Source organism: Collinsella aerofaciens (assembly GCF_901212495.1).
GTDB classification, from domain to species: Bacteria; Actinomycetota; Coriobacteriia; order Coriobacteriales; family Coriobacteriaceae; genus Collinsella; species Collinsella aerofaciens_H.
The window spans coordinates 1-25,946 of the sequence record NZ_CAAKNY010000081.1 but is presented as its reverse complement, the minus strand read 5'-3'; the positions used below and the strand labels follow the sequence as shown (position 1 = coordinate 25,946).

Here is a 25,946-nt window from a genome sequence, read left to right as displayed (position 1 = left end):
GCGGTTCTTGTCCCTGGTCGCGCAGGCGACGACGTGGTCGCGCTGCGACGAGAGGGCGCGGGCGGCCTCGAGGGCCTCGCCGCGGCCCGGGACCCCCGACAGGGAGTCCGGCACGCCCAGGGCGGTCCGCGCGATCACCGCGGCGTCGCGCTCGTCGGTCTTGGCCTCGCCGGCGAACAGGCCCGCGGCGCGGCTGGCGGCGAGCCCGGGCAGGTGGGCGACCCCGAGCCCCGCGGCGCGGGCCCGCCTCACGGCGAGGGACCCTATGTTGCGGAACTGGTCGACGACGACGAGCGTGCCGGCGGGCGCGGAGGCGAACAGCGCGTCGAGCTCGGCCTCCCTGTTGCGGACGGGGGCGCTGGCCAGCACCTCCCCGTCGCGGTCGACCAGGCAGGCCCAGTGCGATGACTTGCCGACGTCCAGGCCGAGCACGGCCGCGGGTCTGGTGGATGGCGCTTTCACGGTGGTATCCTTCCGGTAGTCGTTCGACCGGATGGCCTCCCCCTCGGCACTCACATTACCAGCCGCGGCACCTGCCCGGCACTTTCCTATCAGCCGTCGGGGGCGGCGCGTCCCGCGCCGGCAGCACCCAACGGGCCCTCTCGGGGGCAGGGACGTTCGGCCGTGCGCGGGCGCCCGGTCGGCGGCCCGTTCTGGGCGCGCCTCAATCGTAGCCCGAGACGGTCCCGGGCTGACAATTTCGACTGTAATGGACGTTCTTGTTTGACTAGTCATTTAAGAACGTCCCCAATGACCACCCTAGCAACGCCGATGTTTTGGCAACGACAGCGAAAGCCCGCCAGGGCGAGCAAGGTGCCTTGAAACAAGGTGGCATTGATCTTCTGATCATGCCACCGAAGTTGAAAGGCAGATTGCCGCCCTGGCGGGCTTGCAGCGTCGAGCTGTTACGCGGTTTGGTAAAACCGCGTAACCTTAAAGCTCGAGTTCGTTTAGACGAAGGATTGCCACGATGTAGATCTTGAGCGCCTGCTTAAGCTGGTCCTCGTTGGCACACTCGTTGGGGCCGTGCATCTGGCCGCCCCACGTGGGCAGCTCAAGGCCGGTCTCCTCGGGGCCAAACGACACGGCGCGGGCAAAGTTGCGTGCGTACGTGCCACCGCCCATGGCGAAGGGCTCGGCATGCTTACCCGTAAACTCGTTATAGGTGTCAATCAGCGCCTTCACGGCCGGGTCGTCGGCCGAAACTGAGAACGGCACCTTGGCGCGACCCACGCGATACGTCACACCAAAGCGGCCCACGAGCGGCTCGAGCTGCTCGCACATGGTATCGACGCTCGTGCTATCGGGGAAACGTACGTCGATGACCTGCTCAATGTGGCCATCCACCACGCGGATGACGCCGGGGTTGCACGTGAGCGGGCCAAACGCCGCGCTCGTCGCATCGATTCCCAGGCCGCGACCATAGGCGTCCGCGTGCACAAAGGCCAAGAACTTGACGAACTCGTGCTCGGCAGGCGTCAGCAGGCACTCGCCACGGGCGCCAAACGCGTCCTCGGCCTCGCGCAGGTACGTCACGATCAGGCCGACGGCATTGATCGTCCCCTCGGGCATCGAAGCATGGCCACCGATACCGTGCGCGAAAATCTGAGCATGGCCGTTGCCGAGCGCCGTGATCTCCAGGCGGTCGGCGTTCTCGATCGGCGCCGGCAGTTCATCGACGGCAATCGCAAGCTCGCAAATGGACTGCGATGGGATAGCGTTGGTCGCCTCGGCGCCGCTCCACGACACGAAGCGCCCGCCATCGATCCTAGAGCTCACGAACGTCGCCTCAAACTGACCCTTCTCGGCGTTGCAAACCGGGAACTCGGCATCGGGTGTAAATAGAAAGTCGGGGTTCGCGTAGTTCTCCAGATAATGGTGAACGTCGGACATGCCTACCTCCTCATCGCAGCCCAACAGCGCGCGGAAGGTATAGCGCGGAGTAATGCCGCGCTTGAGCAGATAGGCGCCGGCGTAGAGCGAAAGCACCGCCGGGCCCTTGTCGTCGATCACGCCGCGGCCGAGCAGCCAGCCCTCGCGACGCTCCATCGCAAACGGGTCGGTGTTCCAACCGGGCCCGGCGGGCACCACGTCCACGTGGCAGATGGTCGCGAGCTGCTTGTCGCCGCGGCCAGAGATATCGGCAATGCCCACATAGCCCTCGTCATCGCTCGTCTGGTAACCGAGCTTCTGCGCGATGCCGAGCGCGCAATCGAGCGCGTCACGGACCGGGCGGCCAAACGGCGCGCCGGGCTCCGCATCGGCAGAAACTGCCACGGACGGATAACTCACCAGCTGCTCGATATCGGCGACGACATCCTCCCAGACCTCGTCGACATACTCAGCGACACTCTGCTCCACCTGATTCATAGACTACCTCCTTGCCAATGAGCGGCGAGTGTGCCCGCCCCTCACATCGCATACTTATACAGCGAAAAGTTTAGCAAGCTCGGCCACCGAGTGCACCACCGCATCGGCGCCCGCGGCCTCGTGCTCCCCCGGCGCCGCCGCGCCCGAATAGATGCCGATACACGGCACGCCCATTGCGTGCGCGCCCTCCACATCGTTAAAGCGATCGCCGATCATCACGGCATCGTCGGCCGTTGCACCGAGCGCCGCCAGGGCATCGCGGACCGAATCGGCCTTAGTCTCGCGCCCCTGCGGCGGATTCATGCCAACCACGGCTTCGAACTGGCAAAGCCCCAGCTCACGCACCATGTCGATGCACTTCGCCTCCATGCGCGACGTCGCGATCGCCATGCGGTGCCCCTGCGCGGCAAGGCCGTCGAGTAACTCGGGGATTCCGTCAAACACGGGGTACTCTTCCGGTCCCAGCTCATCAAAAAAGACGCGGTATTCATCGGCCACCACAAGCGATTCCTCGCGCGTAAAGCCGTAAAAGTCGTGAAAGCTCTTCCACAGGGGCGGCCCGATCATGCGGCGCAGGTCACCCATCTGCGCTTCCGAAAACCCGCGCGAGGCAAGCGTCTTGCGCGTCGAGGCCATCACCGCCCGGCCCGTATCGGCCACCGTGCCGTCAAAATCAAACAGCACAATCGGCCGCCTACATATCTCCAGCGCCTCCACCGGCACCCTCTCTTCCCCAGTTGACGATTTCCACACCGACACTTCAAACTGTTGACTATTCAACAATTAATGCTGGCAATGTGGAACAACTCCACTATACTTGACGCACTTTGCTCTCAATCGGCGGCGCCGTGGCGCCCCATCGAAAGGTGCAATTATGTCTTTTGCCATCATAACCGACTCCACGTCGGACATCTCCCCCACCCGTGCCCAAGAGCTCGGTATTTACGTGATTCCGCTGCATGTGATTATCGAAGGCGAGGACCTGCTCGACCAGGTGCAGATCACCGCCGAGGAGTACGTCGCCCGCATGGCAAGCTCCGAGCAGCTACCGCACACCTCGCAGCCGAGCGCTGGCGAGTTCAAGGAGCTCTTCGATCGCGTGCGCGCCGACGGCCACGACAGTGCCATCTTTATCTCGCTGTGCAGCGAGTGGTCTGCCTGCTATTCCAACGCATGCCTGGTGGCCGAGACCCACGAGCTCGACGTGCGCTGCATCGATTCGCGCACCGGCTCGGGCGCCGAGGGCCTGCTGGTGGAGTACGCGCTCGCCATGCGCGAGGACGGCCGCAGCCTGGACGAGACCGAGGCTCAGATCCGCGCGACGCTGCCCGACGCCCATCTGCTGCTGATTCCGCGCACGCTCGAGAACCTGGTCAAGAACGGCCGCGCACCCAAGCTTGCTGGCCAGCTCACGCAGATGCTGAACATTCGCCTGGCCGTTTCGCCGGAGTGGCAGTCGGGCGAGATCAAGGCCATCAAGAAGGGCCGCGGCGCCAAGCGCATCGTCGCCAACACCATGGCCGACTGCCTCGCATTTTTGGCTGAACACCCGGGTTCGAGCGTGCGCGTGCTCACGACCGGCGCCGCCGAGGAACAAGAGCTCGTCAACCAGGCGCTCGCGGGCCAGAACTACGCCGATGCCGGCACCGGCCCCATCGGCTGCACCATCGCGACCCACGTAGGCGTCGACGCCATCGCCATCAGCTACTGCCCCCGCTACCAGCCCATCCACTAGGGGCACCTTTACCACTTGCGGTGAAATAGGGACTGTTTTTGGCTTATCAGCCGCCAATCAATCCCTATTCCACCGCAACTTAGAAATCGGCGATCAGCCCTGCGGACCTTGGAACAGATCCTCGTGCGAGCCCATTCTCACCAGCCGGATCACCGGATTAGTCTTATGCGGCAAGTACAGAACGACCACATCGACCAAGCCATCGGATAGATGGAAATCGATGTGGCCGTTGTAATTGCCACCCGGGTTTGAGAGCTCGTGCGCACCATATTCCGCGGGAAGCGAGCCGTGAGCTGCAAGCTCTGCGACGGCCGCCTTAAACTCGGTTTTTAGCTGCGGATGGACGCGCATCGTCCGTTTGTAATCCGCCTTAAACTGGTCCTCGACTTTAATCTCAAGCATCGTTAGTCCTCATCGAGGAACGACATCAGATCGTCCACGTTGTCGAACGACGAGCTGTCGTCTGGCAAAATCCCCAGTTCATGAGCCTCGGAGATCACCATGGCGCGCCTCGTCACCTCGTTGGGAACTTCAGGTCGACCCACAATCTCAAACGGAATCTTTCGCTGATTCACAAGCTGCCGAACAGCAAGGTTGAGATACGAATTGAGACTCAGGCCAACCGAATCCAAGAACTCAGTCGCCTGCTCCTTGAGTCCCTCTTCGATGCGAACCGTCGTAGGCTTAACCGTTGCAGTAGACATACGTGACCTCCTCGCCTCGTCTTTTGCATCAGTATACCCCATTTAGATGGCAGCCTGATGTTAGATAGCATCAGACTGCCGTTCACAGTACTGTAACCCACATTGCCGCAACGGCAGACACGCTCGCTCTACATCAGCCCGCTCAGGGCAATGTCAACGGCTTCGTTGAGGTCGTCGGTGATGTGCACGAGCTCGGGATCGAGCGGGCTGATCATACCGGCGTCCATCACCGGACCGTTGAGCCAGTCGAACAGGCCCTGCCAGTACTCGGTTCCCACCAAAACGAGTGGCATGCGCTTAACCTTGTGCGTCTGTACCAGCGTGAGCACCTCGAACATCTCGTCGAGCGTGCCAAACCCGCCGGGAAACACAATAGCGCCCGAGCTGTATTTGACGAACATGGTCTTGCGCACAAAGAAGTAGCGGAAGTCCATACCGAGGTTCACATATTTGTTGAGCCCGTGCTCGTGCGGCAGCTCAATGCCCAAACCAACTGACTTGCCGTTGACGCTTGCCGCTCCCTTGTTGGCCGCCTCCATGATGCCGGGGCCGCCACCGGTGATAACCGCCACGCCGCGCTGGGCAATCTTACGGCCGACGGTGCGCGCCGCCTTGTAGACCGGATCCGTCTTGGGCGTGCGAGCGCTGCCGAAGATGGTCACTGCGGGTCCGAGCTCGGCCAGCGCGCCAAAACCATCGACGAATTCTGCCTGAATACGAAGGACGCGCCACGGATCGGCATGCAACCAGTCGGTTGAATCCTCGGGCGCCAGCAGGTTGGCATAGGTGTTGTCCTTAGGAATCATGGGGCCGCGCATGACCACGGGACCGCGGCGGTACGTCTCGTCGTAGGCAGGCTCGCCCTCGACATTCTCGTTCTTAATCATGGGTACTCCTATCGAAAATAGAAACGGGCGGGGCCGACGCCATGCGTCAAACACCCGCCCGAACATCAACTATTCGATATGGTACCCACGATACATCAAGCGCTTGCAAGGCATCGGTCAGCAGCCGCGCAGACGGTGTTAGCGGACGTGATGACCGGCCGACGCTCGCCCCTTGCCGTTGCCCGCGCTCTACAAGCGCCCGCGCCGCTCCTAGTAGTCCACCGCCGCAGAACAGTTCATCCAGTCGCTCACAAACGCGCCGTAGCGGCCCTCGATAATGGCCTGGCGAGCACGCTGCATAAGGTTGAGCAGGTAGTAGATGTTGTGCATCGACAGCAGAATACCGCCGAGCATCTCCTTCTGCGTGACCATATGGCGGATGAGCGCGCGGCTGTAGCCGCCCGTGCACACCGGGCAGGTGCAGGTGGGGTCGATGGGGCCGTCGTCGTGCGCAAAGCGCGCGTTACGGAAGTTAAGGCGGCCTTCACTGGAGAACGCCGTACCCATGCGGCCGGTGCGCGTCGGCAGCACGCAGTCGAACATGTCGATGCCCACGCCAACGCCGCGCACGAGCGTGGTAGGGTTGCCGACGCCCATGAGGTAGCGCGGCTTGTGCTTAGGCATGTACTCGGAAACCAGCGGCGCCAGCGTCTCGAACATGGTCTCGTGGTCCTCGCCCACCGAGTAGCCACCGATGCCGTAGCCGGGGAAGTCGCCGCACTCCTCCAGGTGGCGCAGCGATCGCAGGCGCAGATCCATATGCATACCGCCCTGGACGATACCAAAGAGCGCCTGGTCATCGCGGGTGTGCGCCTTATAGCAGCGCTCGGCCCACATACTCGACAGCTCCACGGCGCGCTCGACATAGGCACGCGTGGCAGGATAGCCGGGGCATTGGTCGAGCTGCATGCAGATGTCGGAGCCGAGCTTCATGGCGATTTCCATGTTGTCCTCAGGCGTCCAGAACACGTGGCGGCCGTCGTAGTCGTTGACGATAAAGTGCACGCCCTCGTCAGTGAGCTTGACGGCGTCGTTGTGGCTGAAGACCTGGAAACCGCCCGAGTCGGTGAGGATGGGGCCGTGCCAGTTCATAAACTTGTGCAGTCCGCCCAGCTCGGCGATGGTGTCTTCACCGGGACGCATAGACAGGTGGTAGGTGTTGGCGAGCACGATCTGCGCACCGAGCTGCTTAACGGTCTCGGTGGGGATGCCCTTGACGTTTGCCTTGGTGCCCACGGGCATAAAGATCGGTGTCTCGATGTCACCGTGCGGGGTGTGCAGCACGCCGGCGCGCGCATGCGTCGTCGGGTCCTCGGCGATCAGGTCGAATGTAAAGAGGTTCTGGTCCATAAACTGGAACTCCTTGGTTGCGGTTCATACACAGACCATTATACGGGCAACCAACAACCCGCACCGACTCGACAGAAACTGGTGCATTAAACGACTAGCCGTTGGGGACGTTCTTAAACGACTAGCCGTCGGGGACAGTCTTCAGCGTCATCTTGCAAAGGAGTGTCCCTTTCGACTAATCATTTAAGAACGTCCCCAACGACTACTTTTCGTCAGCAACGCAAATGCCGATGTTCTGGCACCGACAGCGAAAACCCGCCAGAGCGAGCAAGGTGCCTTGAAACAAGGTGGCATTGATCTTCTGATCATGCCACCGAAGTTGAAAGGCAGATTGCCGCTCTGGCGGGTTTGCAGCGTCAACTGGTTGCGCGGTTTGGTAAAACCGCGTAACCCCTACGGACGCTGGCCCATGCCGCCTTCGAGGGTGACGGTCTCGCCGTTCATATACTTAAAGTCGGGGCCGCAAAGCTGAACGACCACGCGGCCGATCTCCTTCTCGACGTCGCCGTAGTGGCCCGCCGGCGGCATGTGGACGTTGGCCTTGAACGCCTCGGGGTAAGCATCCTGGAAGTTCTCGAGCGCAGCGGTCCAGGCAAGCGGGCACACGATGTTGATGTTGATGCCGTCGGGGCCCCACTCGTTGGCGGCGACGCGGGTCAGGCCGCGGATGCCCTCCTTGGCAGCGGCGTAGCTGCACTGGCCGTAGTTGCCAAACAGGCCGGCACCCGAAGCAAAGTTGACCACGGAACCCTTGGTCTCCTTCAGGTGCGGATAGGCCTTCTGCATGTACAGATAGGTGGCATACAGACCGGAGTAAATGGCCAGATTAAACTGATCCATAGTGTGGTCGGCGATGGTCACACCCGAGGCGCTGGCCTGGGCGTTGTTGACGACGGCGTCGATGCGGCCGAACTCCTCGATGGCCTTGTCGATGACGTTCTGGACGACGGCCTCGTTATCCTGACCAGCCGAGACATCAGCTTGAACAGGCAGGACCTTGACGCCGCACTCGGCCTCGAGAGACTCCTTGGCAGCCTCGAGCTTAGCAACGTTACGACCGGTGATAACGAGGTTCGCGCCCTCCTTGGCAAAAGCGATATCGATACCGTAGCCGATGGAGCCAGCAGAGCCGTCCTTAAGCGCGGCCTTGCCGCCGCCGGTGATGATCACAGTCTTACCAGTGAAAAGTCCCATACGAAGTCCTTTCAAATCGCGACGGACGTACCCGCCGACTTCGCGCATCCAAATAAACGCGCCAAAAGCTGAGATGCAACTTTAGCGTGTTCAAGCGAAAATAAAAGACCGCGGTAGGCGAACGGCGCCACGTCGTTCGGCGAAGGGATCGTCAACTACAACCTGGATAAAGCGGCCGAGTTGTTGCTATCGACGCGAGACATCGAACACGTTTTGAAACTTTGCTGCGGCGCGCGGGATGTCGGCGCGAGACTCTATCATAGGGTGACAAACAACAATGAGGAGCACATGCCTATGACAGACGAGCTGGACCCCCAGACTCAACAGCATATTGACGATTCCGCAGACACCATTAACGACTGCGATACTTCTACCAGCAGCGATGGCGGCATTGATGCCGCTGTCGAGGAGGCTCCTGCCGCCGCAGACGAGGCCGCAGACGCAAATGTCGCCGCAGAGCAAGACAAGGAAGATCAGCTTGAGCAGCCGGACCCGAGCGATACTGAGCCCAAGGCTGAGAACGCTCCGCAAGCAGCGGGCCCCATCGAGGTGTCTTCGGAAGAAGAGCTCGACGCCGTCATGGACTCCATGATGGATGCCGTCAAAGCGATGAAGGACGCTGTCGCCGATACCGATGTCGACGCCGAAGAGGAGGAAGCCGCCGAGGCTGCCTCGACGTTTGTGCCCGGCGAGACCCCGGTTGCCGACCAGGGCAGCACCATGCCCTCGTTCCTGCAGCTCGAGCACCCCACGATCGGCGCCGACGCGGTCGACCCGCACGCAGCGGGCTTTTCCGTGATCGAAGGCGGCACCGGCAATATCGTCGCGCCGCAGGTTGCCGATACGCATGCCGCCGAGACCGCGCCCCCGCCCACCTCACATGCCCCCGCCACGAGCCGCGACCTGGGAAGCGCCGTCTCAAACACCGCTAACGCCGTGGGCACTTTTATCGCCCAGGGCGCGTCGGCCATGCGCGAGATGAACGCCGCCAAGAAGGCACTCGCCGATGCCCGCGCCCACCTGTCCGAGCTTGAGCAGCGCATCGCCGACCAGGCAGAGGAGCTCGAGACGCGTCGGGACATCGCAGGCCGCTACGATCAGATCATCGCCGATCAACACCAGGCGATTGCCACGGCACAAAAGACCGCTGCGGCAGCTGATATTAACCGTGATGACCATGCCGCCAAAGCGACGGAGCTCAAGGGCCAGCTCGAGCAAATGAAGGCAGAGGACGATGCGACCGAGCTCCGCCTGAAGGCTGCACTCGACGCCGCGGAAGCCCGCGAGGCGAGCTCGCGCGAGACCGGCAACCGCCTCGTTCGTCGCCTTGAGGATTCCAAGCGCATCCGCGACAAAGTGAAGGCTGAGCGCGATGCCGGTGTCGCCGCCGCACGACAAACCGTCGACGCCACGCGCGCCCAGCTCGAGACGCTGCGTCATGAGTATGCCGAGCTGCAGCGCAACCCTTCGGCAAATCCCGCCAACTATACGGTGCGCACCAGCGAGCTCTCGATGCAGATTTCCGACACGGCAGATGCCCTGCGTAAAGCCGAAGAAGATGCCCCGCGCATCACCGCCGATCTTGAGCATTCACTTGCCGCCGCCGAGCAGGCCGTCGAGCAGGCACAGGCCCCCATCGCCGACGCTAAACACGCGCACCAGGCCGTAACGGCTGAGGCAGATGCCGCGCGCGACGAGCTGCAGTCCGCAAAAGCTGCCGCCGCGACGCGCCAGCGCGAGCTGCGCGAAAAGATCGCCACACAGGACAAGGCACGCCGCGAGCAAGAGCAGGCCATCGCAAACGCCCGGGCAGATGCCGCGCATGCTCAGTCGATTATCGAGCAGGCGACCGAGGTGCACGACCATCCCGAGATCACCGAATCACTCGCCGGATCCTTGGCACGCGACAAGGCCGAGCATACCGAGACCGAGCGCGAAGTTGCCCAACTCGAGGCCACCGAAGACGACGTGCGCAAGCGAACCCGCGACTCACGCGTCAAATTCACCGGGGCCATCGCCTGTATCATTGCCGCAATCCTTGCGATCATCGCAATCTGGCTGTTCATGAGCAAGTAAACCAGTTGGCAAAAAACGCCCCAACGCAGTTGCGGTGAGATAGTTCCTGTTTAGCCCTCAAGAAGGTCAATTCAAGAACTATCTCACCGCAACCTATTTAGATCGACGCAAGGCAACCTATCCCTCTTGCACCAATCTCTTGACATAAGGACTGTCCCCAAGTGCCGACACAAAAGGAACGTCCCCAACGACTACCCGACAACCACGGCAACGCCGGTGTTTTGGCAACGACAGCGAAAACCCGCCAGAGCGAGCAAGGTGACGTGAAAGAGGAGGGCATTGACCTTCTGGTCATGCCCGACGATTGAACGTCAGATTGCCGCTCTGGCGGGTTTGCAGCGTCGAGCCGTTACGCGGTTCGTAGAACCGCGTAACTACAAAATAAGCATTGCGTCGCCAAAGCTGAAGAAGCGGTAGCGCTCCTCGATGGCGGCGGCGTAGGCATCCATGATCTGATCGCGGGTGGCAAGCGCGCTCACGAGCATCATGAGCGTGGAGCGCGGCACGTGGAAGTTCGTAATCAGCGCGTCGACCACGTGATAGGTCGAGCCGGGCATGAGGTAGAGCTGCGTCGTCGCGTTCTCGCGCACCACGATGTCACCGCGGCCGAGCGTGTCGGCGCCGTCCTCACGGCCCTCAAAATAGCGCGCCGTCACGGCCGGATCGGACACCGGCGCGTCCGCGTCAAACGCGCTCTCGAGCGAGCGCACTGCGGTGGTGCCGACGGCGATCACGCGATGCCCTTCGGCCTTCGCCTTATGCACGGCGTCGACAACCTCCTGCGACACGTGGTAGCACTCGGTGTGCATGACGTGCTGCGTGGGGTCGTCCTCCTCCACCAGCCGGAAGGTATCGATGCCGACCTCGAGTTCGACAGCGGCAAACTTCGCACCCTTGGCCTCGATAGCCGCCATGAGCTCGGGTGTGAAGTGCAGGCCCGCCGTGGGAGCAGCGGCCGAATGCTCCTCCTTCATGGCGTACACGGTCTGGTACTTCTCGGGGTCGCCCTCGTAGTCGGTAATGTAGGGCGGTAGTGGCACATGGCCGGCGGCATGAATAGCCTCATCAAGCGTGCGCGGCTCGCCAGTGGCATTGCAACCGGCCGGCTCAAAGCGCACCAGACGGCCGCCGCGACTGTCGGTGACAAAGTCGACGATCTCGGCCGTCAGCACCACGGGAGCCCCCTCGGGCGCATGGGCGCCACCGGCACGATACTCGATCTGAACGCCGGGCTTCAAACGCTTCCCCGGCTTGACCAGACACTCCCAAACGTGGCCCAGCGGATCCACGTCCTCGCGGCGCTTGAGCAGCAGCGTCTCGACCACGCCGCCCGAGCCTGCCTTGCGGCCGATCAGGCGGGCCGGCATCACGCGCGTCTGGTTGATGACGAGCACGTCGCCCGGCTCGATGTAGTCGATGACGTCGCGGAAGATGCGGTGCTCGACGGTGCCGCCGTGCTCCAGCGGTGCCCCCGCCTCGGAACCCTTGCGGTCAACCACCAGCAGACGACAGGAGTCGCGCGGCTCGACGGGCGCTTGGGCGATGAGCTCTTCGGGCAGGTTGTAATCAAAATCATCGGTACGCATAGACACGTCAGATTCTCCTTATATAGGTAAAGTCCGCTCTACATCCTAGCAGGCTGCCAGCTCAAAAGAACTACTTTTTGGACGCTTTGCGCTCGTCGCGGATGCGGGCGCGGTCCATGGCCGCCTCGACGGCCGAGAATCGGCAGCCGCAGTAATTCTGCCGATACATGCCCAGCTCGCGCGAACGACGCGTGGCCTCGGGATAATACGGGCGAAAATCGCGAATCACCGGAGTGAGACCGCGGGCGGCAGCCAGACGCTCCAACACATCATTGCAGATTTCGAACAACTGATACGGCGAGACGGCGAGCGTCGTGCCCACATATTCAAACCCGTGCTCCTGGGCCACGCGGCATGCCTCGGCCAGACGCAGGGCATAGCACGCACGACAGCGACGGGGTCGATCGGCGCCCAACGGGGCCACACCGGCCTCCCAGCGCTCGCGGTCCTCGCCTGCCTCAATGAGCCCGATGCCGCCGTCGGTACACCACCGGCGCAGCTCGTCCAGGCGGCGCTGCCATTCATCGCGCGGCTGAATATTGGGGTTGGTCCAGCAAATCGTGGGCTCAAACCCCTCCTCGCGCAGCAGGCGAACCGGCTCAAGCGAGCATGGTGCACAGCACGCATGCAGCAGCAACGACCTCATGGACATCTCCTCCCCCGCAATGATTTTTCTGGGACGGGGATTAAATGATTAAATAATCATTGCGTACCTAATGATTATTTAATCCCCGTCCCAGAAAAATCATCCCAAATAGACTACCTTGCGAAAAAGCGCACGCCAAAGGACGTGTCCTCGCAGGCAACGATACGGCGGTCGCGCAGGATGGTCCGCACGTAGTACCAGTCGCCCACGCACCCCGAAAGATGCAAGCCTGCCGCCAGGTAACACAGCAGCGGATAGCCCGAAAACGCAAAGCCCAAGGCAAATGCTGTCGTCACAACAACCGTCGGCGCCAGGCAAACCGCCACGTACCGCCGGCGCGAATACACAACGCCCTCGGCGCAGGCATAGATCATCGCCGTCTCGCGATTCGCCCCAAAGGTCACCCGCGCGCCCGCAGGCGCCAGCAGCTTAAAGAACACGCCATGCACCAGCTCATGGACACCAAACGACGCAGCAGAAACGGCCGCCAAGCCGACTATCCAGCCCACGACCGCCGTCCAGCCGCCCGCATCGGCAGCATCCAGGTCAACGTGCCCGCCCAGCAGCATAAACACCGGCACCAGGCACACGGCAAACACACCGACTACGACCATCCCCCACACGAAGCAAGCGTGCAGGAAATCCTCATCTTCAAACGCATGTATGTTGTAAATCTCATTCATAGCACCTTAGGATAGCGCCCCTGCCACGTGCCCGCCCGCATGTGCGATAATGTCGAACGATATGCACGAATTGACCACCGCGCCGCCGAGCCCCGCGCCCGGCCGCGCCCTCACCATATGCGAAGGAGTCCCATGGCATCCAAATACTCCATGAACGACCGTCCCAGCTGGCCGCGCCGCGCCATCGTTACCGCCGGCGAGCCCTACGGCAACAAGGGCCTTCATTTTGGCCACGTTGGTGGCGTCTTTGTCCCGGCCGACTTCTTCGCCCGCTTCCTGCGCGACCGTCTGGGCCGCGAGAATGTCATCTTCACCTCGGGCACCGACTGCTACGGCTCGCCCATCATGGAGAGCTACCGCAAGCTCAAGGAGAACGAAGGCTACGACAAGTCCATCGGCGAATATGTCGAGTCCAATCACTCCCGCCAGGCCGCGACCCTCAACAACTTCAACATCAGCTGCGACATCTACGGCGGCTCGGGCCTTGAGCCGGCGGCCCAGATTCACAACGAGGTTACCGCCGAGATTATCGAGCGCTTACACGAGCAGGGCACCATCTCCAAGCGCTCCACGCTGCAGTTCTACGACGCCAAGGCCGGCACGTTCCTCAACGGCCGCCAGGTCATCGGCCGCTGCCCCATCCAAGGTTGCAAGTCCGAGAAGGCGTACGCCGACGAGTGCGACCTGGGTCACCAGTTTGAGCCCGAGGAGCTTATCGCACCCAAGAGCCAGCTCACCGGCGAGGTGCCCGAGCTGCGCCCGGTCGACAATCTCTACTTTGACCTGCCGGCCTACCTCGACTTTATGAAGACCTATACCGCCAGGCTCGCCCAGAACCCGCAGGTTCGCTCCGTGGTTTCCAAGACCATGGAGGAGTGGCTGCTGCCGGCTCAGCTCTACATCCAGAACAAGTTCCGTGAGGCCTTCGATGCCGTCGAGGATCAGCTTCCCGAGCACACCGTGCTGGAGCCCGAGGGCAACAAGAACAGCTTTACCGTCGCCTTCCCCAGCTGGAAGGAACGCGACGACGCCCACACGGTGCTCGCCAACGGCGGCGTGCGCTTCCGCAGCGGCAAGGCGCTCGTGCCCTTCCGTATCACTGGCAACATCGACTGGGGCGTTCCGGTGCCCCAGGTCGACGGCGTGAACAACGTCACCTGCTGGTGCTGGCCCGAGAGCCTGTGGGCGCCCATCAGCTACACCCGCACCGTACTCGCACGCGATGCCAAGGCCGCCGGCGTGACCGAGGGTGTCGCCGCCCAGGATGCCACCCTCATGGGCGAGCCCGCCGCCGATTCCACGCAGGTCCCCGCACCCACCTACCAGCACAGCTCGCTCGACTGGCGCGACTGGTGGTGCTCGGACGACGCACAGATCTACCAGTTCATCGGCCAGGACAACATCTACTTCTACTGCATCGCGCAGACCGCCATGTGGGAGGCCCTGGGTTGGGACCTTACGCAGAGCACTGTCAGCGCCTGCTATCACCTGCTTTACATGGGCAAAAAGGCCAGCTCGTCCTCGCAAACGCCTCCCCCGCCGGCAGACGACCTGCTCAACCACTACACCTGCGAGCAGATGCGTGCGCATTGGCTGTCGCTCGGCCTGTCCGAGAAGCCGGTTAGCTTTAGTCCCAAGGCATACGACACGCGCGTGACCGGCAAGGACAAGGACGGCAACGAGGTGCGTGCCTGCGACGACAAGCGCGTCATCGATCCGGCCCTTAAGGAGAGCGCCCTTTTGACCGGCGTCTTCAACCGCCTGGCCCGCAGCTGCTTCTACGGCGTCGCCATCAAGGAGGGCGACGAGAGCCCCTACCGCAACGGCTGCATCCCCGCCGGCGCCGCCTCCGCCACCGTGGTCGAAGCCGCCGAGCAGGCAGCTCTCGCCTTTGAGCAGGCCATGTACAAGTTCGAGACGCACCGCGCGCTCGCCGTGTGCGACGACTACCTGCGTGCCGCCAACAAGCGCTGGAGTGATGCCTCCAAGGCCGCCAACAAGCTCGAGGGCGAGCCAGCCAACACTGCCATGACGCAGGCCCTCGTCGACGCCTTTACCGAGCTGCGCATGGCAACCGTGCTCATGCACGGTATCGTCCCGGCCGGCTGCGAGCTCATCTGCGAGTACTTCGATGTCGATCCGGTCGCCTTCTTTAGCTGGGATAACATCTTTGCCTCCACGGACGAGTTTATGGAGAGCCTAGGCGAGAAGCCCGGCGAGCACCGCGTGAAGCCGCTGCCCCCGCGCTTCGACTTCTTTAGCAAGCACGAGAGCCAGTACTAGGCAATCGCAACGCGCCCGGGAATGATTATTCTGGGACGGGGATTAAAAAATCATTCCCGGGCGCCACAGTACAGTCTTTTTGTGACGGGGGGTCATGGATTGATTTTTTAATCCCCGTCCCAGAATAATCATTTAGGTGGAAGGAAAGACGGATGTCCAAGCCGCGTCGTCGTAAGCAGAAAAAGCAGGTCAAGGCCGAGCTCAAGCTCAGGCAGTTTGCTGCTACCGAGCTTTCCGACCAGCTTGCCGCCCAACACTCCGCCGCCGACCTGCCGCGCTTTATGGTCGACACGGTCGCCGGCGCCTATGCCCCTACCGATGCCGAGCTCATGATCGAAGGCTTTGGCGCCGCAGCCATGCGCCCGGTCACGCTGCGCGCCAACACGCTCAAGGCGACCGCCGAGGACATCGCCGCCGCACTCGACGAGGCCGGCATCGCGCACCAAACCGTTACCTGGTATCCGGACGCCTTCATCCTGCCCGAGGCCCAGGTTTCCGACCTGTGGGACCTCGACATCTACCACGACGGCAAGATCTATCTGCAGAGCCTGTCATCCATGATGCCGCCGTTGGTCCTGGGCGCCCAGGCAGGCGAGGACATCCTGGACATGTGCGCGGCCCCCGGTGGCAAGACGACGCAGATCGCCGCCCTCACCCAGGGCCAGGCACACCTCACGGCCTGCGAGATGAGCATTCCCCGCGCCGAAAAGCTCGAAGCCAACCTCCACCGCCAAGGCGCAAAAAACGTGCCCGTCATGCGCATCGACGCACGCGAGCTCGACGAGTTCTTCCGCTTTGACCGTATCCTGCTCGACGCTCCCTGCACCGGCACGGGCACCGTCATCAGCGGCAACGAGAAGAGTCTGCGCGGCCTCACCGAGCAGTTGCTCGGCAAGTGCGCCCGCTCGCAGCGCGCGCTTCTAGACCGCGCCATGGGAGCCCTCAAACCGGGCGGCACGCTCGTCTATTCGACGTGTTCGATCTTGCCGCAGGAAAACGAGGACGCCCTGCAAGAGGCCCTCGACAAGCACATGGACTGCGAGCTTATCCCCCTCGATGGCACGCCGAGCGAAAGCGAAACGCGCCGTGCTCAGGAAGCTGGCGAAGAGCCGCGCGTCGAGAGCAACGCCCTCACCGAGGCCATCGCCGCCGGCCATGTCTCGTCCGTCGCCAACGGCATGCCCGGTACGCTGACCATTCCGCCCAGTCGCGACGTTGAGGGCTTCTATATCGCCCTGATCCGAAAACGCAGCTAGCGCACGGATTCAAAACTCAACAAGCTATCGCCGTACGCACTTGTCCTGCTGGTCACGGTGCTGCTTAAGTGCCTCGCGTTCCTTGCGCTCGGCTCTTTTGCCCTTAATGGCCGTGACCACCAAGTAGATGACCGCGGCGGCAACGATTGCGCCCACACACAGGCCAATCGAGCCCAACATTGCTGTGAATTCCATACCGCGTCACCTCTCTTTTAAACGGGACATTCAAGATAGCACCTCAATACCCGCCACCACAGCTCCTTCACGTTCGCCGGCCCTTCGGTCTAACGGATGGCGCGGCGGGGAAAAATCAACTCGTCAAACGATTTAGTCAGCACAACGCTGCCGACACCCCTCCGGCCACCATCGCAAAGAATCGAGCCCCCATGGATACCCTCAACGACCTAAACGAGCGCGTCGACGCCTTCGTCGGTACCAGCTCCTTCGACACGCCCGCCGCGACTAGCGACCAAGCCCCTATCGATGTTCCCGCCGAGGTTCACGAGGACATCGTCGCCTCGGTCGATTTTTCCGAGGTCGAGCTCGCAGACGAGTTCACCGAGCCCCAGGTAGCCGTGACCCCCAACGGACTGCTCCCCATGGAGCCGCTACCCATCGATGGACGCCTGCGCAAGGCGGCCCTCCGCATGCCCGACGAGATCGAGGAGGCCAGCGGCTTTACGCTCTTCGGTCGTCGCATCAAGTCGCTTATCTACACCACCGACGTCGCGGTCATCCGCAACTCCAACGCAGATGCCGTCTTTGCCGTTTACCCCTTCACGCCGCAGCCGGCCATTACGCAGGCACTGCTGACCGTTGCCGAGTGCCCAGTCTTTGTCGGCGTGGGCGGCGGGACCACCACCGGCAAGCGCTCCGTACAGATGGCAGCTGTCTCCGAGATGCAGGGCGCGGCGGGCTGCGTGGTCAACTCCCCCGCCACCGCCGAGATGGTCGAGCACATCACCAACATCACCGACATCCCCGTCATCGCCACAGTCGTACGTTGCGACGATGATGCGCATGCCAAGGTGCGCGCCGGAGCCAAGGTCCTCAACATCGCGGCCGGCAAGAACACGCCGCAGGTTCTACGTGAACTGCGCGAGCACTATCCCAACCTGCCGCTCATCGCACCGGGCGGCAAAACACCCGAGAGCATCCGCGAGACCATCGCCGCCGGTGCCAACGCCATCATCTGGACACCGCCTTCGGCCCAGCAGCTGCAGACCGACATGATGCAGCGCTACCGCAAAATGAAGGAAGACGCCACGCCCGTCATCTCGCACGACGATGTGCCCATTATCGACCAGGTCGCCGCCGCCGAGGTCAGTCAGGTCGAAAACATGAATCCTGACGTGCCGATTCCCGATGAGGTTATCGAGCGCGTCGCATCAATCCACGAGCGCGTTGAGGAGCGCCGCGCCAACCGCGGCCTCAAGCCATCGCTCCACGGCTTCTTCCTCCGCGGCAAGAAACGCTAGCCCCAGCAGCAAGGCCCGCCCCACAAACGTGAGGCGGGCCGTTTTCATTTGAGCAATCATGCAGCGACGTGATGGAGCAAATTAATCCACGCGCTCGTCGCCCATAAAGAAGAGCGCCACCGTACCAGGTCCGGTGTGCGAACCGATCAGAGCACCGATATTGTTGATCTCAATCTTATCTTTGAGCTGCGGAACCTGTTCCTCGATCAGTGCCGCAACGGCCTCGGCATCCCCGCGGCACGCCGAATGGGATAAGATGCACTTACCCGAATAATCCGCACCGTCCTGCACGTGTGCCATCATGGTCTTAGCCATCTCGGAAATCGCGCGCTTCTTAGTGCGGATCTTCTCACGTGGCGACAGCCTGCCCTCGCAATCGACGGTCATAAGCGGGCAAATCTTGAGCGCCGTGCCGATGATCGCGCTCGCGGCCGAAATGCGACCGCCGCGCAGGTAGCTCGACAGATCGGTCGAGAAGAACCAATGGTGAAGGTTGAGTTTATGCTCCTCAATCCAAGCGGCCGTCTCGTCGAGCGAAGCGCCGCTATCGCGAACGTCGGCGGCACATTCCGCCAGCAGGCCAAAGCCCGAAGACGCCGCCAACGAATCGATGACGTGCACCTTGCCGCCCTGGGGATAGCGATCCGCGAGCATCTGTGCCGCAACGCAGGCCGATCCATACGTGCCCGAAATACCCGATGACAACGTCAGGTGCAGCACGTCTTTACCCTCGGCAACGAACGGCTCCCAAAACTCCTCGTACTCACCCACGCTCACCTGAGACGTCTTGGGCATGGCGCCCGCGGCAATCTGGGCAAAAAAATCGTCCGGCGTAACCGACTGATACAGATCGTCCGTATAGACAACATCGTCGATCTCGTAATGAAAACACACGGCAGGGATATTGTGCGACGCAAAGAACTCACGGGTTCGGTCGGCGGCGGATTCACAGGTCAGGACAAAATCACTCATACGAGGCTCCTTACGTATTGCTACACAAATTATCGCACAGCTAGCCTATATACGATACAAATGTCCACTATTTACCAATTCGAACCATTTGCATTGAATATCTTTATCATGACCATCCGCATCCCCGCTATGGACCAACATAGGAAAAATCACCCCCCCCCCTCGTCTCCACTTAACCGACACATCAACCTCAACTAAATCGATTTAGCAAACCATTCGGCTAACAATTCGGCCGCCCATTCCCAATCGAAACAAAGCCGGCGCATACTGATAAACGTCTGACGCTGTTTATCAGTTTTACCAACCCCATCGGAAGGTGTTTCATGGTCGCATTCGATCGCAATCCGCAAGACTTCAAGTATCTGCGCCTGCTGTCGAGACAGTTCCCCACCGAACAATCCGCATTTACCGAAATAATCAACCTCTCGGCCATCCTCAACCTACCAAAGGGCACCGAGCATTTTATGAGCGACGTGCACGGCGAGTACGAAGCCTTTATGCACATCCTCAACAACTGCTCGGGTGTCGTGCGCGAACATGTCGACGAGATCTTTGGCGACACGCTCACCTTTGACGAAAAGGGCGAGCTGTGCACGCTCATCTACTACCCGCGCGAGAAGATCGAGCTTGTCCGCAGCCAGCACGAGGACTCCCCCACCTGGTACAAGACCATGCTCGACCAACTCATTGTGGTTGCCCGTTCGCTTTCGAGCCGCTATACCCGCTCCAAGGTGCGTAAGGCCATCCCGCGCGATTACGCCTACATCATCGACGAGCTGCTGCACACGCATCCGGACGAGAACAACTATCGTGTGCGCTATCACGAGCGCATCGTAGAGTCCATCCTAGAGACCGCAAGCGCCGACGACTTTATCGAGTCGCTTGCCTCGCTCATCAAGCGCCTGGCCGTCGACCACCTGCACCTGGTGGGCGATATCTTCGACCGTGGCGGCGGTGCTGCCAAGATTATGGACCGTCTGCTCACCTATCATTCGCTCGACATTCAGTGGGGCAACCATGATCTGCTGTGGATGGGCGCCGCTGCCGGCGAGCCCGCCTGCATCGCTACGGTGCTGCGCAACAACCTGCGCTACGACAACTACGAGATTCTCGAGAACGACTATGGTATCTCGCTGCGCGAGCTTGTCGCCTTTGCCGATGCCACCTATACCGCCGGCGAGTCCATCAGCCCGCTGATTAAGGCTATCAACATCCTGCTCTTTAAGCTCGAGGGCCAGATTATCCAGCGCCACCCCGAGTTCGATATGGCCGACCGTCTGCTGCTCGACAAGATCGACCGCGACACCGGCACGGTCACGCTCGCCGACGGCAGCGTGTGGCCGCTCACGACCAACGACTTCCCCACCGTCGATCCGGCAGACCCCTACACGCTCACGCCCGAGGAGCAGCACATCATCGACAAGCTCGTGTCCGAGTTTGTTACCGCCGATCACCTGCATCGCCATATCGATTTCCTCTACACCCACGGCTCGATGTACAAGGTCACCAACGGCAACCTGCTGTTCCATGGCTGCGTGCCGCTCAACGAAGACGGTACCTTTAGCAGCATGAACTGCTTGGGTACCTGGCACGTCGGCCGCGATTATCTCGATTTTTGCGACCGCATCGCCCGCCGCGCCTGGCGCGTGGGCGACCGCGACGCCCTCGACTGGATGTGGTACCTGTGGATCGGCTTTAACTCACCCGCCAGCGGACGCCTGGTGCGTACCTTTGAGCGCGCCTATATCGCCGATAAGAGTACCTGGGCCGAGCCGATGGACCCGTACTTTACGCTTACCAAGTCGCCCTCGGTCTGCGACGACATCATGCGCGAGTTCAGCGTCACCCCCATGGCATGTTCGCCGACCGGCCATATCATCAACGGCCACACACCCGTTAAAACCACCAAGGGCGAGCAGCCCATCCGCGCCGAGGGCAAGCTGCTGGTCATCGATGGCGGCTTCTGCCGCGCCTACCATCCCAAGACGGGCATCGCCGGCTACACGCTTATCTCGAGCTCGCGCGGCTGCCGCCTCAAGTCGCACCGGGCCTTTACAACGGTTGCCGAGGCGCTCACGCGCAACGTGGACATCGAGAGCGAGACCAACCGCTTTGACGAGGCCGACCGCCGCCGCATGGTCAGCGATACCGATACCGGCGCCAAGATTCGCAGCCAAATCCAGGACCTGCGCCAACTGCTCGATGCATATAGAAACGGTGCTATCGAGGAGCGCGCCTAGCCCCGGCTGCAGGGATTGGCTAAACTTGCTGCGTTTGTCATCCCCACGGCGCTGCGGCGCCACCCTAAGGCAGGTACCATGCAAAAGCTCCTTGCGCAGATCATGAAGTTTGGCGTCGTTGGCGTCGTCGCCACGGTCATCGACTTTGGCATCATGAATCTGCTCCACTACGGTCTGGGCCTTAACATCCTGATCGCCAATACCAGTGGCTTTATCGTCTCACTCATCTTTAACTACGTCGCGAGCATGAAATACGTGTTTGCGCACAAGGAAGGCATGAGCCGCCGCCGCGAGTTCATTATCTTTGTCGTGCTGTCCGTGATCGGCCTGGCGCTCAACGACGGTATCGTGCTGGCGCTCAACGCCGGCCTGGGACTCGAGGCCAATATCGCCAAGATCTGCGCCACCGCGCTTGTTATGGTCTACAACTTTGTGACCCGCAAGATCTTCCTGGAGGGCGAGGAGACCAAGTAGCTCGACTTTCCCGCACGACTACGGGGCCCACGGACGACGTGCGTCGAGTGCTGCGTTGTTCGTGGGCCTTGCTCATTTACGGAAGGATTTGCGACGTTTGCGGATTGTCTCTTGCAAATTTGGCGAGTTCGTATAGTTCTTGGCGAAGCCCTTACGTTTCCCTTGCAAAAGCTCTAAAGTATCCTCTGCTCGATTTGTCAACGCATTGGATGTGATTACGTGCGCAAGGCACTGGCACAACCTCATACCAAGCAGTTTCTCAAGTTCGCTGTCGTGGGACTTATCTCCTTTGGCATCGACTGGGGCATGCTCATTGCGCTCGTCGAGCTGTTCCACCTCGACTTTTTGATGAGCACCACGATCTCGTTTGTCACGTCCGTCGTGGTCAACTACTGGCTCAGCATGAAGTACGTGTTCGACCACCGCGAGGGCATGAGCCGCAAGCGCGAGTTTACGATCTTCACCATCCTGTCGGTGATTGGCCTGGGTCTCAACGACCTGTACATGTTTGTGGGTGTCACGTTTTTGAGCATCGGCTACCAGGCCATGAAGGCCATCGCCACGTTCCTGGTCACCTGGTACAACTACTTTAGCCGTCGCTTTTTCCTCGAGGGCGCGCAGTCGTAGTTTGTTCGACAGTTGCTTAAAGGTATAACCGGTTGGAATTCTCGTTCCAACCGGTTTTTTGTTTGCCAAGAGACCTGGCGACCTAGTCCCATTCGCGTTAAAAACGGGCGGCTCGGATGTTGGTCCGAACCGCCCGTTTGGCGCGTTATGTCGAGGCCTCTAGCCCGTAACGTAATACCAGACCACGTTGTCGCCATTGGAGAGAACGTAGTTACTGCACGCCGTCATGGGCGTCACACCGTTAACGGAGTACATCCAACCGCTCGTACTGCCATGCTCCTTCTCGGCCAGACCGCCAATGGCGGCGACATACGTGCCGTACGATGAGCCGTGCGCATTCACGGAAAGGCCTAGGGCGCACAGGGCATCGTAGACCGTAGCGCCCTCGTTAAAGGTGAAGGTGCCACCAGAAGACACAGGATTGCCCACGGCGCTCGATGTGACCGAAACCGTCACCGTAACGTAGTTGGACTCCTGCGAGCCGCCCTGTCCGCCCGAGGAGGCGTTTCCACCATTAGAGGATGAGGCTCCATCAGACGACTGGCCACCGCCCGAAGAAGCACCGCCAGACACATTGGAAGTATCACCGGCTCCCGTATTTTGGGCAGCGGATCTATCGCCAGACTTCTTGCCGTCCTTGCCTTCGGAGTTCTTCTCCTTCGAGTCCTTGTCCGACTTCTTGTCCGAAGACTCGGAATCATCCTTGGCATCGTTCGAACCCTTGGGCTCGTCTTTTGCATCATTCGATGACTTGGAGTCCTCGGAACTGGCCTCGCCCGAAGTCGTAGTCGAGTCAGACGCCTTGGTGTCCTTGGCGACGATGCTCTCCCCCGTCACGGTCTGAATGATCCAGTTGATGGACCAAGCACCGCTTGTGGAAGGATGGACGAAACCCAGCGAGACGACGATCAGAATGGTGCACGCGGCAGTCAGAACGCCAAGCAGCGCCTTTCGCCGAGGGGCGGACGCCGCCGAAGCGGCGCCCTTTTGCTTTGCATCGTCGATCTGAATGAACGACGAGTCGGGTTGCTTGGACTCGGCGTCCTGAGGTTTATTGGACACAGCCCTCACCTACCGACGCTTGGTGAATACGAACACGCCGATGACGGCAAGACCGATCACGCCAGCCGCAACGCCGACGATGGCAAGCGGGTTGGTGCCAGTCTCCTGCTCGGAAGCACTAGAGGACTTCTTAGCAGCAGTCGTGGAAGCAGCACCCGTATCGGACTTCTTGTCGGACTTGCTGTCCTTCTTGTCAGACTTCTTGTCAGAATTCTTCTCGTCCTTCTTATCGGACTTATCGGAGTCCTTCTTGTCGGACTTGTTGTCCTTGGTCTCGGTCTTGGTCGACACCGTCGTCTTGGTCGTCGGCTTATGACCCGGGGCGACAGCGCCGCCAGCCTGCTGGCCCTTCGTGCCGGAGCTGGAACCAGTGCCAGTGCCAGCACCGGAACCGTTGCCAGCGCCACCGTTGCCACCATTAGTGCCAGAACCGCCGTTGTTGCCGTTGTCGGCAGCTTTCTTGACCCACTTGGCATACAGCGTCATATCCGCCGTCACCGGCGAGCTAAAGTCATACGCCTTGGTGCAGGCAGCATCGGTGAACCAACCGCCGAAGGTGTAGCCCTTGCACTGCGGCTTAGTCGAGGGCTCCGTCGCCGCCCTGCCTTCCTTCACGCGTTGAGAATCGGGCATCGCCGCATCCTTACCGTTGGCGACGAACGTCACGGTATAGCGGTTGACTCTTTGGCCATTGCCCTTGACAGCAAACAACTTGCCCGAGTCATTGACATAGTAGAGTGAGCCATCGGATCCGACCGAAATAGAAGCCATGCAGTACTGCTGGTCACCCGCCGTGGGCGTATAAAGCAGCTCGGCCTCGTCGTCGCCAATACGGTAGCGATAGATGCCGCCCGGGTTGTTGTTAGACGTAAAGTAGACGTACGTCTCGCCATTCTGGACAGAAACGACCGGCTGCGACTTTACATCACCGCCGCCCGAAGCCCCCTGACGAATATAGTTACCGTCCGCCTTGCAAATGGAATAGTCCACGGAAAGCGTCTCGGCATCAATCACTGCAAGCTGACCGTAGTGATACGTGTACTTGTTCTGATAACCGCCCATAAAGGATTCGGTCGATGTGCCTCCGACCACAATCTTGCCGTTGGCCAGCACCGGCGTCGAGGTCGAGCTGCCACCAAACGTCACCTTGCCAAGCTCGGAAAGCGTTCCGTCCGTTCCAACCGAAAGCTTATGCAAAACGCCATCGGCGCTCACGACATAGGCGATCGATCCATCGACTAGCACCGTCGTGCGTACGCGCTCGGCAATCTTGAGCGACGCAACGGTCTTTCCAGTTTCGGGGTCGACCGTGCTCACCGTACCGGAATCGTCCGCGATGACACCATAGTTGCCCGAGAACGCCAAGCCGGCCCAGTAGTAGCCCTTGCTGTTCTCGTTCTTATGCTGCCACATAACCTTGCCATCGGAGATGCGCACGCAGAGCAGGTAGCCGTCGCTCGAGTCGGACCAGCTGGCCGATGCCGTCCCAAAGTAGGCAAAGCCGTCACGAACCGTAATGGACGCGAGAGACTGCTGAGCACCATCGGGGCCAGCAGGCAACTCATCGGTTACCCAAACCGTCGCCAGAGTATCAACCGTCAGCGCCTGCAGGCGACCGCTCGAAAGCGGCACGAGTATCACGCCGCCGGTGTATACCATACGCGAGGTCGAATCGATCTTTGCCGCCAAAGGCGATTCGGCAACGGTCTCACCCGTGTCGACATTCTTCTTGAGCAACTTGGAACCAACGGCCACGTAGAGGTAGTCACCGACCAGCAACGGGTCGGAGATGCCCTTGCTCCATTCGTACTTGCCCTTGAGCTCGCTCACCCATTTTGCCTCAGCGTCCTTCGTGGGCACAGGAGCGTCAGTTACCTTATCGGAGCTCGTGAAGCCGGGCCAGTCGCTATCCCAGTTAGGACGTGCGGCACCCGGGTCAACAACAACGCTGTCGACGCCGGGCACAGTATTGCCGGGAGCAAAAGCCCAGACGATTTTGTCGCCAGACTTGAGCACATAATCGCTATCGAGCTGAGACCCAGGAACGCCGTTGACAAAGAACGACCAAGCGCCGGACAGCTCGGTGCCATCAAGCGGGGAGACAAGACTTTGGACGCCCCAATAGCCAAGTTGGTCGTACATTTTTGACTTTATGCCAAGGGCATCGAAGTAAGCAGCAGAGGCATCCTTAATCGACGTGCCCTTAGTAAACACCTGGGTCGACGGGCTCGTCCAACGCTGAGCCATCTCTGCCTTTTTGCCAATAATCTCCATCGTGACGGAAACCTGCTCGGGCGCGGGGTCGCCGTACTTCGAGTAGCAC

The 25,946-nt window shown here is 61.0% G+C and carries 23 protein-coding genes; 8 read left to right on the top strand and 15 right to left on the bottom strand.

Going from position 1 to position 25,946, the window contains the following annotated elements; translation table 11 throughout:
• The 3 genes from SFLMC1_RS09820 to SFLMC1_RS09810 all read right to left on the bottom strand — a co-directional run.
• Positions 1–462 (bottom strand): IS110 family transposase (locus tag SFLMC1_RS09820; protein WP_154063936.1); only part of this gene is annotated, 462 nt, incomplete at its 3' end.
• A 471-nt stretch (positions 463–933) separates the two neighbouring features.
• Positions 934–2,370, bottom strand: coding sequence for a M20 family metallopeptidase (locus SFLMC1_RS09815; protein WP_152073668.1), 1,437 nt, complete (start codon positions 2,368–2,370; stop codon positions 934–936).
• A 54-nt stretch (positions 2,371–2,424) separates the two neighbouring features.
• The gene (locus SFLMC1_RS09810) at positions 2,425–3,054 is read right to left on the bottom strand and encodes an HAD hydrolase-like protein (RefSeq protein ID WP_226814217.1); all 630 of its coding nucleotides are present in this window, start codon (positions 3,052–3,054) and stop codon (positions 2,425–2,427) included.
• 190 nt (positions 3,055–3,244) lie between these two features.
• Between SFLMC1_RS09810 and SFLMC1_RS09805 the strand changes: the two genes are divergently transcribed.
• On the top strand, positions 3,245–4,105 hold the full coding sequence (locus tag SFLMC1_RS09805) for a DegV family protein (RefSeq protein ID WP_152073666.1): 861 nt from the start codon (positions 3,245–3,247) through the stop codon (positions 4,103–4,105).
• Positions 4,106–4,198: 93 nt separating this feature from the next.
• On the opposite strand, the gene SFLMC1_RS09800 is transcribed toward SFLMC1_RS09805, so the two are convergent.
• From SFLMC1_RS09800 to SFLMC1_RS09780, 5 genes are all read right to left on the bottom strand, one after another.
• Positions 4,199–4,507, bottom strand: a complete 309-nt coding sequence (locus SFLMC1_RS09800; RefSeq protein ID WP_152073665.1) for a type II toxin-antitoxin system YafQ family toxin — start codon at positions 4,505–4,507, stop codon at positions 4,199–4,201.
• Positions 4,508–4,509: 2 nt separating this feature from the next.
• On the bottom strand, positions 4,510–4,809 hold the full coding sequence (locus SFLMC1_RS09795; RefSeq protein ID WP_152073664.1) for a type II toxin-antitoxin system RelB/DinJ family antitoxin: 300 nt from the start codon (positions 4,807–4,809) through the stop codon (positions 4,510–4,512).
• 128 nt (positions 4,810–4,937) lie between these two features.
• Positions 4,938–5,696, bottom strand: a complete 759-nt coding sequence (locus tag SFLMC1_RS09790) for a TIGR00730 family Rossman fold protein (RefSeq protein WP_152073663.1) — start codon at positions 5,694–5,696, stop codon at positions 4,938–4,940.
• Positions 5,697–5,906: 210 nt separating this feature from the next.
• Positions 5,907–7,046 carry a tRNA guanosine(34) transglycosylase Tgt gene (gene tgt, locus SFLMC1_RS09785; RefSeq protein ID WP_152073662.1) on the bottom strand — a complete coding sequence of 380 codons (1,140 nt, stop codon included), beginning with the start codon at positions 7,044–7,046 and terminating at the stop codon, positions 5,907–5,909.
• Positions 7,047–7,439: 393 nt separating this feature from the next.
• Positions 7,440–8,240, bottom strand: a complete 801-nt coding sequence (locus tag SFLMC1_RS09780) for an SDR family NAD(P)-dependent oxidoreductase (protein ID WP_152073661.1) — start codon at positions 8,238–8,240, stop codon at positions 7,440–7,442.
• Positions 8,241–8,534: 294 nt separating this feature from the next.
• On the opposite strand from SFLMC1_RS09780, the gene SFLMC1_RS09775 reads away from it, so the two are divergent.
• The gene (locus SFLMC1_RS09775; protein WP_154063935.1) at positions 8,535–10,316 is read left to right on the top strand and encodes a hypothetical protein; all 1,782 of its coding nucleotides are present in this window, start codon (positions 8,535–8,537) and stop codon (positions 10,314–10,316) included.
• A gap of 374 nt (positions 10,317–10,690) precedes the next feature.
• Here the strand turns inward: SFLMC1_RS09775 and queA are convergent, their stop codons facing one another.
• The 3 genes from queA to SFLMC1_RS09760 all read right to left on the bottom strand — a co-directional run bounded on the left by queA (position 10,691) and on the right by SFLMC1_RS09760 (position 13,231).
• Positions 10,691–11,902: a tRNA preQ1(34) S-adenosylmethionine ribosyltransferase-isomerase QueA gene (queA, locus tag SFLMC1_RS09770; protein WP_152073762.1), complete on the bottom strand. Its 1,212-nt coding sequence runs from the start codon at positions 11,900–11,902 to the stop codon at positions 10,691–10,693.
• Between the two features lie 70 nt (positions 11,903–11,972).
• Entirely contained in the window at positions 11,973–12,548 is a 576-nt protein-coding gene (locus SFLMC1_RS09765; RefSeq protein ID WP_152073659.1) for an epoxyqueuosine reductase QueH, read from the bottom strand.
• A 113-nt stretch (positions 12,549–12,661) separates the two neighbouring features.
• Complete coding sequence (locus SFLMC1_RS09760) at positions 12,662–13,231, bottom strand: DUF3267 domain-containing protein (protein WP_152073658.1); 570 nt, start codon at positions 13,229–13,231, stop codon at positions 12,662–12,664.
• 132 nt (positions 13,232–13,363) lie between these two features.
• Here SFLMC1_RS09760 and SFLMC1_RS09755 point away from each other — a divergent pair, with 132 nt between their 5' ends.
• The gene (locus SFLMC1_RS09755; RefSeq protein ID WP_152073657.1) at positions 13,364–15,514 is read left to right on the top strand and encodes a methionine--tRNA ligase; all 2,151 of its coding nucleotides are present in this window, start codon (positions 13,364–13,366) and stop codon (positions 15,512–15,514) included.
• Positions 15,515–15,666: 152 nt separating this feature from the next.
• On the top strand, positions 15,667–16,770 hold the full coding sequence (locus tag SFLMC1_RS09750; RefSeq protein WP_152073656.1) for an RsmB/NOP family class I SAM-dependent RNA methyltransferase: 1,104 nt from the start codon (positions 15,667–15,669) through the stop codon (positions 16,768–16,770).
• A gap of 24 nt (positions 16,771–16,794) precedes the next feature.
• Here SFLMC1_RS09750 and SFLMC1_RS09745 read toward each other — a convergent pair whose 3' ends face one another.
• Positions 16,795–16,965 (bottom strand): hypothetical protein, encoded by a 171-nt coding sequence (locus SFLMC1_RS09745; protein ID WP_161162150.1) that lies wholly within the window; start codon positions 16,963–16,965, stop codon positions 16,795–16,797.
• Positions 16,966–17,156: 191 nt separating this feature from the next.
• Here SFLMC1_RS09745 and SFLMC1_RS09740 point away from each other — a divergent pair, with 191 nt between their 5' ends.
• Positions 17,157–18,248, top strand: a complete 1,092-nt coding sequence (locus SFLMC1_RS09740) for a hypothetical protein (protein WP_152073655.1) — start codon at positions 17,157–17,159, stop codon at positions 18,246–18,248.
• 81 nt (positions 18,249–18,329) lie between these two features.
• Here the strand turns inward: SFLMC1_RS09740 and SFLMC1_RS09735 are convergent, their stop codons facing one another.
• Positions 18,330–19,220, bottom strand: coding sequence for a DegV family protein (locus tag SFLMC1_RS09735; protein ID WP_152073654.1), 891 nt, complete (start codon positions 19,218–19,220; stop codon positions 18,330–18,332).
• 323 nt (positions 19,221–19,543) lie between these two features.
• On the opposite strand from SFLMC1_RS09735, the gene SFLMC1_RS09730 reads away from it, so the two are divergent.
• The 3 genes from SFLMC1_RS09730 to SFLMC1_RS09720 all read left to right on the top strand — a co-directional run bounded on the left by SFLMC1_RS09730 (position 19,544) and on the right by SFLMC1_RS09720 (position 22,561).
• Complete coding sequence (locus tag SFLMC1_RS09730) at positions 19,544–21,460, top strand: fructose-1,6-bisphosphatase (RefSeq protein ID WP_152073653.1); 1,917 nt, start codon at positions 19,544–19,546, stop codon at positions 21,458–21,460.
• A 78-nt stretch (positions 21,461–21,538) separates the two neighbouring features.
• Positions 21,539–21,934: a GtrA family protein gene (locus SFLMC1_RS09725; protein WP_117655839.1), complete on the top strand. Its 396-nt coding sequence runs from the start codon at positions 21,539–21,541 to the stop codon at positions 21,932–21,934.
• Between the two features lie 219 nt (positions 21,935–22,153).
• Positions 22,154–22,561, top strand: a complete 408-nt coding sequence (locus tag SFLMC1_RS09720) for a GtrA family protein (RefSeq protein ID WP_152073652.1) — start codon at positions 22,154–22,156, stop codon at positions 22,559–22,561.
• Positions 22,562–22,720: 159 nt separating this feature from the next.
• Here the strand turns inward: SFLMC1_RS09720 and SFLMC1_RS09715 are convergent, their stop codons facing one another.
• Positions 22,721–23,623 carry a DUF4430 domain-containing protein gene (locus SFLMC1_RS09715; RefSeq protein ID WP_226814216.1) on the bottom strand — a complete coding sequence of 301 codons (903 nt, stop codon included), beginning with the start codon at positions 23,621–23,623 and terminating at the stop codon, positions 22,721–22,723.
• Positions 23,624–23,632: 9 nt separating this feature from the next.
• Positions 23,633–25,946 (bottom strand): InlB B-repeat-containing protein (locus SFLMC1_RS09710; RefSeq protein ID WP_154063934.1); only part of this gene is annotated, 2,314 nt, incomplete at its 5' end.

Excerpts from the sequence above, each read along its gene's own strand:
- SFLMC1_RS09735 (WP_152073654.1), bottom strand. The coding sequence starts at position 19,220 with ATGAGTGATTTTGTCCTGACCTGTGAATCCGCCGCCGACCGAACCCGT.
- SFLMC1_RS09765 (WP_152073659.1), bottom strand. The coding sequence starts at position 12,548 with ATGAGGTCGTTGCTGCTGCATGCGTGCTGTGCACCATGCTCGCTTGAG.
- SFLMC1_RS09725 (WP_117655839.1), top strand. The coding sequence starts at position 21,539 with ATGCAAAAGCTCCTTGCGCAGATCATGAAGTTTGGCGTCGTTGGCGTC.
- SFLMC1_RS09775 (WP_154063935.1), top strand. The coding sequence starts at position 8,535 with ATGACAGACGAGCTGGACCCCCAGACTCAACAGCATATTGACGATTCC.
- tgt (WP_152073662.1), bottom strand. The coding sequence starts at position 7,046 with ATGGACCAGAACCTCTTTACATTCGACCTGATCGCCGAGGACCCGACG.
- SFLMC1_RS09815 (WP_152073668.1), bottom strand. The coding sequence starts at position 2,370 with ATGAATCAGGTGGAGCAGAGTGTCGCTGAGTATGTCGACGAGGTCTGG.
- SFLMC1_RS09795 (WP_152073664.1), bottom strand. The coding sequence starts at position 4,809 with ATGTCTACTGCAACGGTTAAGCCTACGACGGTTCGCATCGAAGAGGGA.
- SFLMC1_RS09730 (WP_152073653.1), top strand. The coding sequence starts at position 19,544 with ATGGTCGCATTCGATCGCAATCCGCAAGACTTCAAGTATCTGCGCCTG.
- SFLMC1_RS09805 (WP_152073666.1), top strand. The coding sequence starts at position 3,245 with ATGTCTTTTGCCATCATAACCGACTCCACGTCGGACATCTCCCCCACC.
- SFLMC1_RS09745 (WP_161162150.1), bottom strand. The coding sequence starts at position 16,965 with ATGGAATTCACAGCAATGTTGGGCTCGATTGGCCTGTGTGTGGGCGCA.
- SFLMC1_RS09760 (WP_152073658.1), bottom strand. The coding sequence starts at position 13,231 with ATGAATGAGATTTACAACATACATGCGTTTGAAGATGAGGATTTCCTG.
- queA (WP_152073762.1), bottom strand. The coding sequence starts at position 11,902 with ATGCGTACCGATGATTTTGATTACAACCTGCCCGAAGAGCTCATCGCC.
- SFLMC1_RS09780 (WP_152073661.1), bottom strand. The coding sequence starts at position 8,240 with ATGGGACTTTTCACTGGTAAGACTGTGATCATCACCGGCGGCGGCAAG.
- SFLMC1_RS09750 (WP_152073656.1), top strand. The coding sequence starts at position 15,667 with ATGTCCAAGCCGCGTCGTCGTAAGCAGAAAAAGCAGGTCAAGGCCGAG.
- SFLMC1_RS09790 (WP_152073663.1), bottom strand. The coding sequence starts at position 5,696 with ATGATTAAGAACGAGAATGTCGAGGGCGAGCCTGCCTACGACGAGACG.
- SFLMC1_RS09740 (WP_152073655.1), top strand. The coding sequence starts at position 17,157 with ATGGATACCCTCAACGACCTAAACGAGCGCGTCGACGCCTTCGTCGGT.
- SFLMC1_RS09755 (WP_152073657.1), top strand. The coding sequence starts at position 13,364 with ATGGCATCCAAATACTCCATGAACGACCGTCCCAGCTGGCCGCGCCGC.
- SFLMC1_RS09800 (WP_152073665.1), bottom strand. The coding sequence starts at position 4,507 with ATGCTTGAGATTAAAGTCGAGGACCAGTTTAAGGCGGATTACAAACGG.